The sequence below is a fragment of the Sulfolobus acidocaldarius DSM 639 genome, from assembly GCF_000012285.1.
Classification (GTDB): domain Archaea; phylum Thermoproteota; class Thermoprotei_A; order Sulfolobales; family Sulfolobaceae; genus Sulfolobus; species Sulfolobus acidocaldarius.
On the sequence record NC_007181.1, the window covers coordinates 1,888,870 to 1,903,967 of the forward strand.

Here is a 15,098-nt window from a genome sequence, read left to right on the forward strand (position 1 = left end):
GTCTGCAATTTAAGGCTTATAAGGTTAAGTTCAGTCAGAGAAAATATTCACTCAAATATTGTTAGAGCGTTTTCCCTAAAAATTTGAAGGTGTTTACTCATTCTCCTCTCAATAAGGGACTTGGGTAGAGAGCCATTATACCTCACTGTCAACCTCACCATACTCCCTAATTCCCTCTTACTCACTAGAAACTCGGTCAGTATTAACATTAGACTTCCCTTAAAGCCAATATATTTAATGAGGAATTTGTTAGCTCCCTTCACCCTATTCATTACATATGGAACGTTTTTCACACTTATAAGTCCTGAGAACTTAAAATCGATCAGATAGGAATTTCTCTTTACCCTGTTAACAGACTCCAACTCAGGTATAAAGGTCTTGAAAATAAAGGCATTTGAGAGCCTACTAATAACTTTATTCACGTTATAGGGCAATGCCACTTCAGTGGAAAGACTAACCTTGAGTTGCTCATTCCTTCTTTCAACTTTGAAGACAACTCTTCCGTTTTCATCTCTTTCCTCTCCGTAGTACCCTATCATTTCAATCAACTTTCTTATCATTTCAACTAGATCTCTGTTGTCAGCTTTAACATGCACTAAGATTATAGGCTTTGAAGTTAGAAACGCCTTAAGGACTCTAAACTTACACTCTTGCTCATCTAGTCTAGTGAGGTCAACGTATTTTGTATTAGGTTTGGACATATTCTTAACTTTATATATTTGTATTATAAAAATTTAAACTTTTTGTTGTTTTTAAACTTGTATTTCAATGTTATGTTAACATTTTAAAATGGAGATTTTTGATTATAACTGGAGTGAGGTTGAGAGAAGGACGCAGAGTATGTTAACCGTAAATTGTGGACTCTCAGTATTTAGGTCTATACCTATTCACTATGGGTAAGATAACTTTTCCCTTGAGTCTTGTTGCTTGCTTTAATTTAGGGCTTAATCACGATAATTAAAATATAAGCTAATTCCTTGCTAAACATTTGAGCTAAAGGCAACCAGAACCTAATACTTTTATACGATAATGTATATTACCCTCTAGACAGTAAAAACTTATCCAACTCAATTACTATACTACGATACTTTTCAGCCTTCTCAGAATTATGTAGTATAGAACTGCAGATGAGAACCCAAAGAGGGAAATTGAGCCCCACAGTCCCAATGGATAATAAAGGTAATAGTTCATCAACTCACTGGATACAGAGGACCCGATAACTCTTCCCAGCCCAGTAACCATACTGTAGAGTCCCATTTGCTTACCTCTTGTGTCCTTATTGGCTAAAGTGTTCGCTAGAGCCTGAGAAATTGGGGTAACGATCATTTCAGCAATCGTTATGAATACCACATCTAACATTGCAACATATAAATTAGTAATGAAAGCTATGGCTAGATAAGCCAAGCCGTACATTACCATCCCGAAAGAAATTAGCTTAACCTTACTTCCTATCAGTCTACCTGCTAAATCCTGAAAGGCTACAATAAGCAGTCCATTTATGGCAAACAGTATTCCCACTTCAAATTCAGTAAAGTGCAGTATAGTATTGTAGTAAGTGAGTATGGAGAAACCTAACTGACCTACTATCGCAAATGTCAGGAAAGTTGGTATTAGGAACGTTAAAAATTCTTTATTAAGATTAAAGTTCAAAATACTACCAGCTCCCTTAAAATCAGGTAGTATTTTAACTATAGGTATAATAATTAAGACTAGTAATGAAGAGATCAGTAATAGCGTCCTAAAGCTAAAGAATGTGAATATGTAACCACCTACTAGAGGTCCTAACGCCCATCCAGCATTTATCCCTACCCTCTGTCTGCTGTAAGCTTTAATCAGTTGGCTAGTGCCCTTATACATATCCCCTACTATGGCTGTGGACGAAACGTTGTATACTGTATTAAAGAAACTCTGAAACAAAATAAATACCATCACATAGAGAGGCATGTTTAGGACGTATGCAAGAAGTAATGCAATAGATGAAAATAGAATTGAAAGAGCCATACTCCTTTTCCTTCCCAAGTAGTCTGTTATGATTCCTCCAGATATGGAGGCTATGACATTCACAACTGCCTGAACCAGATAGAATAATGACACCACTGATAAGGGCAGTCCATACACCTTATAAAGGGCAAACCCAACATATGGCCAAATAATGGATCCACTGAATGACCTAAATCCGCCTATTAGGGCTAACTTATTTATGTTGTTCATTTTATATAATGAAACTGCCAAGATGTAATAAAGTTGTGTTATTTACTAATTGAGATTCGATTTGATAAAGTATTGAATTCTCATGTTTAACTGTGCTAATTATTAATGAATTTAGTACCAAAGTTGTGTAAAATTCTGCGTCATGAAAATATAATCATTTATTTTTACTGCTTAGGAAGAAATTGTTCCGAAAATTTTTGATATGATTTGTCATCGTAGTAACCTATGATTACCTTTCTCCTTAATGATGGAATATTTATGTATCTGCTAGCATCGTCATGCTTCTCTAAATCAATAAAAACATTATTGCCGAGGCTTAAGACAATATTATCTGTTGGCATACTGACGTCGGCTGAATAAACAAGTACTTTACCCTTCACATCCTTTATAAAATTGTAGAGCTCCCTCTCTCTATCTCTATCATTCATGGCCATGGAGAAAAAATTAGCTTGATCATATTCGAGTACTTTTTTCCTGTATTTTACCCTTTTATAAAGGGTTTCATATAATCTACTGTATGTTTCGCTTCTATCTCTTATTTCATGAAGTTTACTAATAATGAAGTTGTCTGTGAAACCTAGAAATTGATCGCATTCCTTTATATTATCAACAGTTATAATCTGGTCCATCATCATTTTTGCGATAGTGTATGCCATAACTGAGTTGAATATACCAACAACAGGATGGTTATAAATAGCGGAGTACATGTGATATCTTGCCATTAAATATTCCTCTAAATCGTCTCTTCCTTTTATGTTAAACACATATTTACCGTCAGAACCCCTTATTTCAACTGTCTCTAATATTCTATCTAAAGGAATTTGTCCATATTTAACACCAAAATAATATGAATCTCGTTGCAGGTAGTCCAACCTATCTGCATCTAAGCTCGAGTTAAGTATAGCTTTAATAGTTTTTGTGTCTTCCGAATTCTCGACGTAGACTCTTTTCATCCATCTACTCAAATCATCATTATTCATACATTTCTGAATTACATGAATTCCCACCAATTCATGCAGTTTAGCAACTTTCACCTCTTTAAAGAATTCATTTCTAAACGTAGAATAAATCCCGTTATCCATATATTCAATATATTTAAGTGCAAATTCAAAAGTGTGAGAAAAAGGAAGGTGTCCAATATCGTGTACTAGAGCTAGTCTCCTTATATTTTCTCGTGTTACAGTCTCTTCATTAACATCCTTTATTCTGTTAAACATCAAGTCTGCTACATGATAAACGCCAAGACTATGCTCGAATCTTGAATGTGTTGCTGATGGAAAAACTAAGTATGCCATACCGTTTTGTCTTATATACCTTAACCTTTGAAAAAAGGGAGAATCAACTATTCTTAAGTCTTCATCATTTACCCGAATGTAACCATAAATAGGATCCCTAATCAGTTTAACCATTATCTATCCCTAACTTTCGCAATAGCTCCTTCTCTTTATCGTCAAACTCAACCTTATTTCCAGTAAGATAATTCCACATCTTTGTAGAAGTGCTCTTCACTATCCCAGGGTCTACATCTAAATCAATTCCCTTGCAGTCGTAGGAATCCTCTACATACTCCACATATTTCACATAACCATTATTTAATTCAAATCCCGACAGGTCACTTTCTCTCTTACTAATAGCAACTAAGAAAGCTAATGAATGTGCGACATCTCTTGGATATCTCTTCATAAAGCAATAAATTAGACGAGAAATCCTGAAGTTTTCAAATGTAATCATAGTTTGTATATTCATCCGTATTATTATTTAAAATAGACCTTTTAATTTGTTAATGAAGAGCAAACCGAAAGTATTAGATCGGAAAAAGTATATTAAATATTTTGACGTCTTACTTTTAATTAGATTCTTCCCTATCATGAGGGTATTACCTCATCTCTGGAGAGCTGAAGGATAATATAACAATTCACTCCTCGACCTATAACTACTATTAAGTTAGCTATTAATAGATATATAGTTATTATTTATAAATATATACATATTCTTATAAATATAAATATTTATATTCGGATTATGGAAAATAAAGGAAACTATACCGCAAGATTGGAGAGACTACCCTGGACGTCCCTCCATACGAAACTACTAATCTTACTTGCAATAGGTGAGTTTTTTGACCTATTTGATTTGTTCATAGGAGGTTTCGTTGTTCCCTCCGTTGCAGCTTACTACAAGGTGGGTAGGGCAGATGCTGTCTTCTACACTGTGGCACTGCTATTTTTGGGAGCCTTTGTAGGTTGTCTACTATTTACACTTATAGGAGATGCTTATGGAAGGAGAACTGCAATAGTGCTTAACATGTTTCTACTTTCTATAGGTGAGCTCCTAATACCCTTGGCATCTAATATAGGATTATACGGTCTGTTCAGGTTTATATCAGGTTTAGGAGTTGGACCAGAGGCAGTGCTAGTGTTAGACATCATGAGCACAGAGTTTTTCCCTGCTAGAATAAGAGGGAGAAGATTAGCTCTAGGGTACACACTTGCCTGGACATCTCCAATTGTCATAGCTGTTCTGTCAATATTCATTATACCTAGAACCTTTATCATACCTGGATGGCAATGGCTTTACATAATAAGTGGGTTAGGTATACTGAGCATAATACCCTTAAGGTTCCTGATACCTGAATCCCCAAGATGGTTAGAAGTTAAAGGGAAATTTGAAGAGGCTGAGAAGATAGTGAGTAAATTTGAGGAGAGAGCGTTGAAGGAGTATGGCTCTCTACCACCTTTATCAGAAATAAAAGTTGTAAAAGCGGAGAAGATACCCATCTCAACTATATTTAGTAAGGAATACAGGAAAAGGACTACAATGCTTTGGATATTCGAATTCTTTCAAACTGCAGCTTATTATGGTTTCACTAGTTTAGCTGTAACAGTCCTGCTGACTAAGGGATTTACTATAGTCTCCACTCTACAGTACTCACTGATAATCTATACCGGGTATTTTACAGGGTCACTAATCTCTGTGTTCATAATTGACAGTAAGAAGTTTGATAGGAAATGGCAAATAGTCACAATGATCATACTGATAGGTATTGACGGGTTAATATTCGGGTATTCTCTAAATGTGCCTATATTACTGACCTCAGGTTTTATATTGGCAAATATGGCGAATATATTTTCAAATGCGTTCCACCAATATGGAGCTGAACTGTACCCAACTAGAATTAGGGGATTCGCTACTGGTGCCCAGTACAGCCTTAGTAGGCTTGGTAACTTTATATGGCAGACATATTTACCTAAGATTCTAGTGGCTTATGGTCCATTCGCCATGTTCTTGGCTATCTTCATTATAGCAATAGTTGTTGCGTTAGATGTGGGTATATTGGGTCCAAAAGCATCACAAATAAAGGTAGAGGAATTATCTCCTTAATAAGTTACCATAAGCTTGTGGCTATATGAAAGAGAGATAAAGTGAATACCCTTTTTCGTCCTCTGGTTCAACCTTCGAAACTCCAAAAACCAAACAAGTAGATGACACTTATAGTGTAATCAAGAATTGATGTGATGTTAAAAAATAAATTTGCCTTTCAAATATCTACTTCTTTTTCTCCTTCTTAACTTCGTCCTTAGCTTTCTTAGCCTCTTTCTTAGCCATATCTACTCCTTCTTTTGCCATATCTTTAGCTTTCTCTCCGGCTTTCTTTGCACCTTCAGCTGCGGACTTTGCCGCATCCTCTATTTTATCCTTCATTTTCTTTGCCATATCATTATATAATTAGAATTACCTAGTATATATTGATTTTCACTCGTTGTAGAGAAATAATGGAGTAGAATAAAGTAGACTATATTCCCGGAGAATTTCTAAAAGTACAAAAAGTATGAGCAAAGGGGAAAAATGATATAACGTATTTTTACGCTAAATTACTAATGTCACGTGATGTTGTAGAGCCTATCATATAATAAGTATTGGGATTCTTAATTCCAACTTTTTCGTTTAATAAAGATTTTGACTGTATTTTCTGAATATACGCGGGATTGCTAATTGTTACGTTACCTACTATCTTTACGTATACGTTTATTGTAAGTTGACCATAGAAGCTTTGGTTAGGAAACCCAATTGTGATATTACAGTAGGTAGGTGAAGTGTTTAAATATCTTCCTATTAGGTTAGGTGATATACTCAATATTTCGAAGATGGAAGGACTCAAACTTATATTGTAAACTTCCACGATACTATTCTGGTAATATGAGTATTTGTAAGCCTGCAAATTTATAGTAAAATTACCACCACTAATTCCGTATACATAACTAATGAAATGATATGGAGTACCGTATACATAAGCCAAGGACTGATTATTTACTTCATAATTAATTGCAAAAATGCTAAAGTTGTAGATTTTTGAGGGAATGGGAGCAGAGAATAGTGTCTGATTGTTTTCACTTACATAGATTATGTAAAGGGGTTTTGCTCCAAGTGGTATCTGAAAAGCAACTTGTCCCTGAATAATTTGTCCGTTAACTATAGTGTTTATATAAGGTATATGGTTAGTGACTGCGTATAAATAAATAAACGGGGATGTAGGACCATACAGATTACTGTATATTCCCTTATTAGTAACTAAGTGTATATTACCTGGATTGAATGCCACACTTGCACTACCGTTATACATGATTGATAGATTTGCAACCAAATATGTGGAGACTTCCAGCTGTCCTGGTCCACCTTGAGAATATTGTAATAAAGCCTCGGCTCTGTCATTTATTGCTTGAGTTACAACAGCTTGAAATGATGGTTTATAAGTAACATTCATAAATACGTTAACGTTTCCATTGTATGACTCATTCGGTAACTTGACTAATATTATAACATTCTGACTTCTTGGGAAAGATGAACCTGTTACAACTGAATATTGCCCCGGCGTCAGAGTGGAATTTACTATGTCCGGAGAAATTTTTATTATACTAAAAGCAGAAGGGTAAACTCCTATTTTAGTTACAGTTAATGGCATTAAGCCTTCACTGTTTTGAACATTAAGTGACAAAGTTATCGTATCGTTTATCGTGTATATAGTCGAAGCACTATTTAGACTTAAACTTACCTCCGAGTCATTGGTAAATGTATTGACCTTAATGACTTTTAGATAATCGGTAGTTACATTCACTAAACTAACCTGACCTATGATCTTACCATTATCAACTACTCTCAATGTAGAAGGAGTTGTATTCAGGGGAATAAGAAAGATCAGGTCTCTATTTGCCGTAACCTGATAACCTAAAGTGATATTTTCTGTTGCAGTCAGAAATAAAGGAGCTAATTGATAGTTGGTATTCAGTAAAGAGTTAAATGAGTAATAGTAAGATACACTTGAGGAGTGTTGCAAGATAAAGTAACTATAAACGCTTCCGTTATTAGTAACTAATTCAAATGATGATGGATATAACGTAAAATTCTGAGCTTCATTATTGGTTACTGATGCCTTTATTATTACGAAATAACCGTTTTGTAAGGAGTTTAGTTCGCTCTGAGAATATACACCGCTCTGCGTAAGCGAATTCGCCAACTGCACTGCGTCCTGTCGATCTATTATCATATATCTAGGGCTTATTGTTATCTCAGATTGGGTATTATTTTTGTATCCTGAAGTTCCCGTTGATTGAGTCGTAGAGGATGATGTTGTTAGCTCATTAGTCGAGTTAGTAACTGAAGAACTCTTGGATGTCATAGTTTTAGTATTTGTTGGTGAGACATTCAAGTATCCATTAAGATACAAGAAAGATACAACAACTGCTATTACAACTACTAGAACGATTATGGCTAAAACCCGTGTTTTCATAAGGATCAGAATGTAATCATTAGACGGACTTTTATAAAGATTACTCAAGTTAACTATTAGTTCTGAATATATATAAACTACTTACTTATTTTGAACAGATATTCTTTTATCTATATATAGGATTTTGTTTCCTCAACTCTGCATAGACATGTGATGACTTGTACAATAGTTGGAGGTAAAATTATTGAGAGAACAGATGAGAAAGTTTCAAGTAGATTAACCTAGATCTGTAAACATCTAAATCTTACTCTTCTACATCAACACTTCCAAAGATAAGTACTTCCATCTAAATTTATGATATTTAACATGCAAAGCCCTCCTTCTATCCTCAAATGTACGTATGGACCCTTAGCCTATTTATAGCTCGTCAACAACCTATATAAGCCATAACTTTAAATAAGGATATTGTTATATTTGTTATATGACAAATATGTTTTCATTACTCTACCCGCTAATCTCCATAGTAATTGGTGTAGTTCCACTCTTCATCTTCAAAAGAAACGCCTATCTCTTAGGCATAGCTGCTGCCTCATACTTCACTGCCATAATACTCAAGGAGATAATACAGCTCTCTTTCAGAAGTTTTTTCATCACACCTACTCTTCCGACCTACCTGAGTTACGGTATATTGACAGCAATCTTTGAACCAGGTTTTGCTTACTTATATCTAGTCTTAACAAAGGCTAAAGTAAATGGACAACTAGGTCTATCATATGGGTCTTACTTAGCCTTCTATGAAAATGCCATATTTTTGGGACTGCTTAGCCTTCCGAACTACCTGTTGCTCAGTGTACAGTTTTCTGTACTATCATTAGCTCTTTACGGTCTAGAGAGGATATCGTCCTTTATACTCCATTTATTTTGGGGTTTTTCTTCCGCCCTATCAGCCAGCAAAAAGAACATTAAGTATTTATCAGTCTCCATGCCTTATGGAATGGTCGACTCAGTAGCAGCGTATTATCAGTTATCTCATAATATTTCCCTCGTGTCAACAGAGATAATCTCGCTCGTCGTTTCTATCAGCTGTTTACCAATAATCGTACTGTGGTATAAAATGGACAAGAGAAATCAAAGATTAGACTAATTAGCTGACTACCTATAATACTCGATTGTGAACTAAACTTATTTCCTCTATATCAAAGCGACACTGTCTAGACATAGTTGTCCAGAGGTTGACTGCCTTTATTTCCATGTAATAATGTAGCCTTACTACATAAGTTTTATTACACAGAAAGTAATAACTGATATTGTGGGTAACTGGGCTACTGTTTCCACTAAGGTTAGGAGGGAAGTATTGGAGAAGGCTAGACAATATGGGATTAATGTTAGTGAAGTATTAAGGAACGCCTTGGAGGAAGAGGTAAGAAGGAGAGAAGAGGAGGAGTTGAAGAGGAAATTAACAATAGCTGCAGAGGAGTTGAAGAAGGTCAGTACAGAGGAAGTAGTTGATTGGATTAAGGAGATGAGGAGGAAGAGGTGAGGTTGAAATACTTATTCGATTCAAGTGCAATATTCGAGGCTTTGAAGTCTTTAGGTAGTAAGGCAATAGACGTGTTAAGGGAAGAGAGTACGATAAATTTGGCTTATTATGAACTGGGGAACGTTTTGTGGAAATACAGAAACGAAATTAACGTTAAAACAGTGTTAGATGCATTAACCGGTCTTCTCTCCTTAATGAATGTCATTGATGTTAAACTGGATTACCAAATACTTAAGGAAAGCGTTGACAAGGGAATAACATATTATGACGCTGCTTACCTGGTAACTTCACTGAGGATGAACCTGACTTTAGTCAGTTTAGACCGTGACTTGATAAAATATGGAGCGATAAGGTTGAAGGAGATCTTATGAGCATCTGCACACCATATGATAATAAGGGTAGAAGTTAAACTATACAATACATTCAATTGTTGACAACTTATATACTTGTTCTCTCCCCCAGTTATTTTTAAATCAACTAATAAAAATAATTTAAAACCATTTAAATATCGTATTTTTTCTATATCTATACTTTAAGTTAAGATATATCTATTTATTTATCTGAATTCCCAAGGTATTACCTATGTATGACTGGTTTAGTGAGATGAGAAAGAAAGACCCAGTGTATTATGACGGAAACATATGGCAGGTGTTTTCCTATAGGTACACAAAGGAGGTTTTAAACAACTTTTCGAAATTCTCCTCAGATCTTACAGGTTACCACGAAAGGCTTGAGGACCTAAGGAACGGTAAAATAAGGTTCGACATCCCCACTAGGTATACCATGCTGACCTCAGATCCCCCTCTCCATGATGAGTTAAGATCAATGTCAGCAGATATATTCTCGCCTCAAAAGCTACAGACACTTGAGACATTTATTAGGGAGACCACCAGAAGCCTATTAGACTCAATTGACCCTAGGGAAGACGACATAGTGAAGAAGTTAGCTGTTCCACTACCAATAATAGTTATCTCAAAAATATTGGGTCTCCCAATTGAAGATAAGGAGAAGTTCAAAGAGTGGTCAGACTTAGTCGCATTCAGGTTGGGTAAGCCTGGAGAAATATTTGAGCTAGGTAAGAAGTACCTTGAGTTAATAGGTTATGTGAAGGATCATCTAAATTCAGGGACCGAAGTGGTCAGCAGAGTTGTCAACTCAAACCTCTCAGACATAGAGAAACTCGGATACATTATTTTACTTCTCATAGCGGGTAATGAGACTACAACTAACTTAATATCAAACTCTGTTATTGACTTCACTAGGTTTAACCTGTGGCAGAGGATAAGGGAAGAGAACCTCTACCTTAAGGCTATCGAAGAGGCTTTAAGGTATTCTCCTCCTGTGATGAGGACTGTAAGAAAGACTAAGGAAAGAGTGAAATTGGGTGATCAGACTATTGAAGAGGGAGAGTACGTTAGAGTATGGATAGCCTCAGCAAACAGGGACGAGGAGGTGTTTCATGACGGAGAGAAGTTCATCCCTGACAGGAATCCGAACCCACACTTAAGCTTTGGGTCTGGAATACATCTGTGTTTAGGTGCTCCTTTGGCTAGATTAGAGGCAAGAATAGCAATTGAGGAATTTTCAAAAAGGTTTAGGCACATTGAGATATTGGATACTGAAAAAGTTCCAAATGAAGTGCTGAATGGTTATAAGAGACTAGTGGTCAGGTTGAAGAGTAATGAATAATGCAGAGAGGTTTCTCCACTTAATGTTAAAGGAGGGAACAAAGGTGTTATTTCTGTTATAGAGATAGCCCTTATGCCATAACCATAATTAGCTTAAAGAACGCCACGTTGTTTATTCCACCTTAAGAAGCTCTATATCTTAAACTATTCTTCATCTAATTATTATCTGCAAAGAAATATTTATTAAAGTCTCTGTTTCAAATTACACTATGAGTCAAAAGGGAGAGGCTGAAGGAATTGCAAGGATAAGGAGTGCAGCCTTATTTTACATTGTTGCAATCTTAATTACATTAGTTGCAGTCTTTGCCGTATTTATACCCCTAATAGTCTCTATATCCAGTATATCAAGTAATTTAAGTAACCCAAATGCCAGCTCAGCAAGTGCTGCTGCAGGAGGCATTTTGTCAGCTGTTATAGGAGTTATTGTAGTTGCAGTTATAGTCAGTATTGTAATCCTCGTATTCATAATATTATCATTTCTGAGGTTTAGGGATGGGTTTTCGATATTACAGGCAATAGGCAGAGATGTGGGAATTGGGAAGACTGGCACTACGCTGATACTTGTGGGTGCTATCCTACTAATAATACCTTTTCTAGATATAATAGGTATCATACTAATATTCGTAGGGCAGATACTACTAGGTATTGGGATCTACAGAATAGGTGAGATTTATAACAACTCCTTAACGAAGATTGGAGGAATTCTTGTGGCTATTCCATTGATAGATATTACAGCGTTTATAGGGATGATTATGACATATGTAGGGGTAGGACAAATACAGAGAGAGTTCGGTATGAGACCTCCTCTTCCTCCTTCATCACAAATACCATCTCAACAGACTGGTAGTGGAGTCTTAAGAGGAAATGGTACAGCTGATTTAAACATTTACTTACAAACACAGGAACAAGTAGTATCAGCCCAAATATTAGGTACAAACTATCTCACCGGTTTAATAGTTCCAAATATGTTACAGCCTGGTTTCAATAATCTAACAGTCAACTTCAATGTTCCACTTAACCTTATGCCTAACAGTATTTATGTGATCAGACTTAACTTAGCGTCAGGGAGGACTTTGGATGTTAATGTAACATTTCAACCTTAATCAGTAACTTCCCTATAGCTCTATCAGATAAGCCTAGTTTACAGACTTAATAAGAGGAGGGAAAACTAAAAAATAGTACATATATTTTTTCTTAAAAACCCAGCTTATTTCTGCCACAACTCTATTATCTCTTTGTTGCTAAGTACGAGAGATAATTTAGTCATATTGGCAAGTGATCTCTCATGGGCTTGCTTGTCTGCTGAAGACACTGCTTCCTTTGCTATAACAGGAATAAAACCCAATGCCTGTGCATGCCTTGCAGATGTTTCAACACCTATTTCAGTAGCTATACCAGTAAACACAATCGCGACATAACCACCGTGCCTTAACATTAATTCAAAGTTTGTTCCAACAAAGATGCTAGGGGTATTCTTCCTTAATATTACGTCTCCTTCCTTAGGATAAACCTCCTTATTTATATCCCCTGGGTTAAGGATTCTCCTTAAGTTTACCTTTGGTTGAAAACGTTCAGGATAAGGAGTGATCATAGTATACACAATTGGTACTCCACTTGATCTAGCAGCTTCAATAAGCTCCTTAGTCTTAACTATAAACTCCTCCTTATTGAATATAGAATTTACTAATGTATCTTGAACATCCCAGACTACTAAAACTGAGTTGTTCTTATTTATCAATTTCTTTATCTCTTCAGGGTTAAAATAGGACATACAATAAAGTCACTATTTACAAATTAAAATGTTACTCCAAAACAGAACATCCCCGCTTTCATTGACCCACGTATTGCTTGGTTATAATTCACAGTGACCCTTGATAAAACTAGGAAATAGAGGAGGACGCTTAATCTATTACGAATATTTGAAGGGAAGAGCTAAAACCTGAAAAATTTGGGACTTTATTAGCTCTTGTCAGTAGACAGTTGTGCTCTAGCTTCTTTTCCTCTAAGTGCTGATAGGATAAGTGCCACAACCAAAATCCCTATTGAGACGTAAAATGCAGACTTTAAACCTATCAGGAAAGAGCTAGCCACACCGCCTATGAGGTTAGTTGTACCTAAGAAGACCTCAAAGGCGACTTCTCTTGGTATTGTTACAGAGGCTACACTTAATACAATAGCATAACTTAACAATGTCCCTATATTTGCCAAAGTCCTAGACAACCCTGAGGCACCACCGTAAAATCCCCTTGGTGCATTAGCCATTATAGCGCTATTATTTGCAGGGAAGAAAAGAGAAGAGCCTAAACCCCCTATTACTGAGGCAATAACCACAACGTATAAGGGAGTGTCTAATCCAATAGACAGGTATATGAGTACAGCTATTATCATCAACCCCAAGCCTATTGTTGCAGGTATCCTAGCCCCTATCCTGTCTGATAATCTCCCTGTGAATGGAGAGACAATACTGGCTAAGACATAACCAGGGACCAATAGCACTGAAGCGTCGAATGGAGAGAGCCCCCTAATCCCCTGCAGGTACATGATGATTATAAATGCCGTAGCCAAATAACCTGTCGTCTGCAAGAAAGAGGCTAAAAGGGAGTATGTAAACACTCTACTACCCTTAAACGCTTTAAGGTCTATGATCGGAAACTCTTGTCTCCTCTCCAAGAGGAAGAATATGAGTAGGAGAATAATTCCACCAGAGATAAGGTAAATGTTTAATGACCTCACCCCTGCACCAGCAATGTCTGCACTTCCATATGCTATTAACGACAGGGAAGCTAAAAGGAATGCCATCCCTAATATATCCAGTTTCACCTTTCGTCTCTCGTTTGTCTTAATATATCTTAAACCCAGTAATATCGCTAGTATTCCAATTGGTACGTTGATGTAAAATATATACCTCCAACCTATGAATGTTGTAATGAACCCCCCTAGGACTATTCCCAACGTAGCCCCTGCGTTCCAGCCTATCGATGTGTAACCATAAGCCCTACCCCTCTTATTGGGAGGAAATATGTCTGCAATGATTGCGCCGCTATTAGCCTGCATCATTGCTGCTCCTAGTCCTTGAATTGCCCTAAAGGCGACTAGATCAACTGCTGAGAGGGATGCACCGCATAAGGCAGAACCTATGGTGAAAATTAGAAAACCCATGTTGTACAACCTAGACCTACCATATATGTCTCCAATTCGACCTAACTGAGTTGTAAAGACTGCTATTACCAGTAAGTATATGATTATAACCCATATAATTATGGACAGGTCTGCCCTTAATTCTTGGGCTATAGTTGGAATTGCTAAAAGCACTATTGTAGTATCAATTGCTGACATAAGAGTTCCAAGTACCACCACAAATAAGGACAGGTTATTAGAATTCATAAAATAGGATTACATTGAGTTAATATTTATTCCTTTTTTCGAAAAATCCTTCACCTTACCTCTTTACTGTGCGGAGCTTTACTGCTTTAAATACCTTCCTTAGAAAATTTTTTATAACTCAACCGAGAAAATTATTCATTTTTCAGTGATCAACCTGTATATATTAAGAATGTTGATAATTAGACAGGATACTAAAAATTAAAAAAAGAAGATTTAACTTTATATTCCCATCTTATTTATACCACGATAAACTACTAGAAATATAATGGAGGCTAATATTAAGTAAGTCGCTGCCATTATAATGGACGTATTTGAGCTACCTATAGTATTTGAGGATAGTAGATTTAAAGGAATTGACAGTATTATGAAAAAAATTGCGATTATAGAAGTTATAAGTACAGCAACAGTCATTCTCTTCAACTCATCTCACCAGTAAGGTTATTAGTTTTACTGAATCCCATAAAAGGTTGTATGTCATGAATCCTACCATAAATGCGGTTGCACCGAAAATTAATCCCAGAATTACCAAACCTAACCTGTTCATCTCTCA

Annotated in this window: 16 protein-coding genes; 6 read left to right on the forward strand and 10 right to left on the reverse strand. The window is 36.1% G+C overall.

Going from position 1 to position 15,098, the window contains the following annotated elements; translation table 11 throughout:
* Positions 1-47 precede the first annotated feature (47 nt).
* The 4 genes from SACI_RS10015 to SACI_RS10030 all read right to left on the reverse strand — a co-directional run bounded on the left by SACI_RS10015 (position 48) and on the right by SACI_RS10030 (position 3,894).
* A complete protein-coding gene (locus SACI_RS10015; protein ID WP_011278868.1) occupies positions 48-701 on the reverse strand; it encodes a hypothetical protein in 654 nt (217 codons plus the stop codon).
* 373 nt (positions 702-1,074) lie between these two features.
* Entirely contained in the window at positions 1,075-2,211 is a 1,137-nt protein-coding gene (locus tag SACI_RS10020) for an MDR family MFS transporter (RefSeq protein WP_011278869.1), read from the reverse strand.
* Between the two features lie 164 nt (positions 2,212-2,375).
* Positions 2,376-3,620: an HD domain-containing protein gene (locus SACI_RS10025; protein ID WP_011278870.1), complete on the reverse strand. Its 1,245-nt coding sequence runs from the start codon at positions 3,618-3,620 to the stop codon at positions 2,376-2,378.
* Positions 3,613-3,894, reverse strand: coding sequence for a hypothetical protein (locus SACI_RS10030; RefSeq protein ID WP_011278871.1), 282 nt, complete (start codon positions 3,892-3,894; stop codon positions 3,613-3,615). Before SACI_RS10030 ends, SACI_RS10025 begins: the two co-directional genes overlap by 8 nt.
* 339 nt (positions 3,895-4,233) lie before the next feature.
* Here SACI_RS10030 and SACI_RS10035 point away from each other — a divergent pair, with 339 nt between their 5' ends.
* Entirely contained in the window at positions 4,234-5,592 is a 1,359-nt protein-coding gene (locus SACI_RS10035) for an MFS transporter (protein ID WP_011278872.1), read from the forward strand.
* 165 nt (positions 5,593-5,757) lie between these two features.
* On the opposite strand, the gene SACI_RS11960 is transcribed toward SACI_RS10035, so the two are convergent.
* Together SACI_RS11960 and SACI_RS10040 are read right to left on the reverse strand one after the other, a co-directional pair.
* Positions 5,758-5,925, reverse strand: a complete 168-nt coding sequence (locus SACI_RS11960) for a hypothetical protein (RefSeq protein ID WP_015385897.1) — start codon at positions 5,923-5,925, stop codon at positions 5,758-5,760.
* 148 nt (positions 5,926-6,073) lie between these two features.
* Positions 6,074-7,996: a hypothetical protein gene (locus tag SACI_RS10040; RefSeq protein ID WP_015385898.1), complete on the reverse strand. Its 1,923-nt coding sequence runs from the start codon at positions 7,994-7,996 to the stop codon at positions 6,074-6,076.
* Between the two features lie 421 nt (positions 7,997-8,417).
* On the opposite strand from SACI_RS10040, the gene SACI_RS10045 reads away from it, so the two are divergent.
* The 5 genes from SACI_RS10045 to SACI_RS10065 all read left to right on the forward strand — a co-directional run bounded on the left by SACI_RS10045 (position 8,418) and on the right by SACI_RS10065 (position 12,267).
* On the forward strand, positions 8,418-9,080 hold the full coding sequence (locus tag SACI_RS10045) for a hypothetical protein (RefSeq protein WP_011278874.1): 663 nt from the start codon (positions 8,418-8,420) through the stop codon (positions 9,078-9,080).
* A gap of 165 nt (positions 9,081-9,245) precedes the next feature.
* Positions 9,246-9,476, forward strand: coding sequence for a type II toxin-antitoxin system CcdA family antitoxin (locus tag SACI_RS10050; RefSeq protein ID WP_011278875.1), 231 nt, complete (start codon positions 9,246-9,248; stop codon positions 9,474-9,476).
* Positions 9,473-9,847 carry a type II toxin-antitoxin system VapC family toxin gene (locus SACI_RS10055; RefSeq protein WP_015385763.1) on the forward strand — a complete coding sequence of 125 codons (375 nt, stop codon included), beginning with the start codon at positions 9,473-9,475 and terminating at the stop codon, positions 9,845-9,847. The genes SACI_RS10050 and SACI_RS10055 overlap by 4 nt, the downstream gene beginning before the upstream one ends.
* Positions 9,848-10,058: 211 nt before the next feature.
* On the forward strand, positions 10,059-11,165 hold the full coding sequence (gene cyp119, locus SACI_RS10060) for a cytochrome P450 Cyp119 (RefSeq protein WP_011278877.1): 1,107 nt from the start codon (positions 10,059-10,061) through the stop codon (positions 11,163-11,165).
* 208 nt (positions 11,166-11,373) lie between these two features.
* On the forward strand, positions 11,374-12,267 hold the full coding sequence (locus SACI_RS10065) for a DUF973 family protein (protein ID WP_011278878.1): 894 nt from the start codon (positions 11,374-11,376) through the stop codon (positions 12,265-12,267).
* A 104-nt stretch (positions 12,268-12,371) separates the two neighbouring features.
* Here the strand turns inward: SACI_RS10065 and SACI_RS10070 are convergent, their stop codons facing one another.
* From SACI_RS10070 to SACI_RS12355, 4 genes are all read right to left on the reverse strand, one after another.
* Complete coding sequence (locus tag SACI_RS10070; RefSeq protein WP_011278879.1) at positions 12,372-12,935, reverse strand: isochorismatase family cysteine hydrolase; 564 nt, start codon at positions 12,933-12,935, stop codon at positions 12,372-12,374.
* Positions 12,936-13,123: 188 nt separating this feature from the next.
* On the reverse strand, positions 13,124-14,548 hold the full coding sequence (locus SACI_RS10075; RefSeq protein ID WP_011278880.1) for an MFS transporter: 1,425 nt from the start codon (positions 14,546-14,548) through the stop codon (positions 13,124-13,126).
* Between the two features lie 219 nt (positions 14,549-14,767).
* Positions 14,768-14,959, reverse strand: coding sequence for a hypothetical protein (locus SACI_RS11755; RefSeq protein WP_011278881.1), 192 nt, complete (start codon positions 14,957-14,959; stop codon positions 14,768-14,770).
* A 10-nt stretch (positions 14,960-14,969) separates the two neighbouring features.
* On the reverse strand, positions 14,970-15,092 hold the full coding sequence (locus SACI_RS12355; protein WP_011278882.1) for a hypothetical protein: 123 nt from the start codon (positions 15,090-15,092) through the stop codon (positions 14,970-14,972).
* Positions 15,093-15,098: the final 6 nt, after the last annotated feature.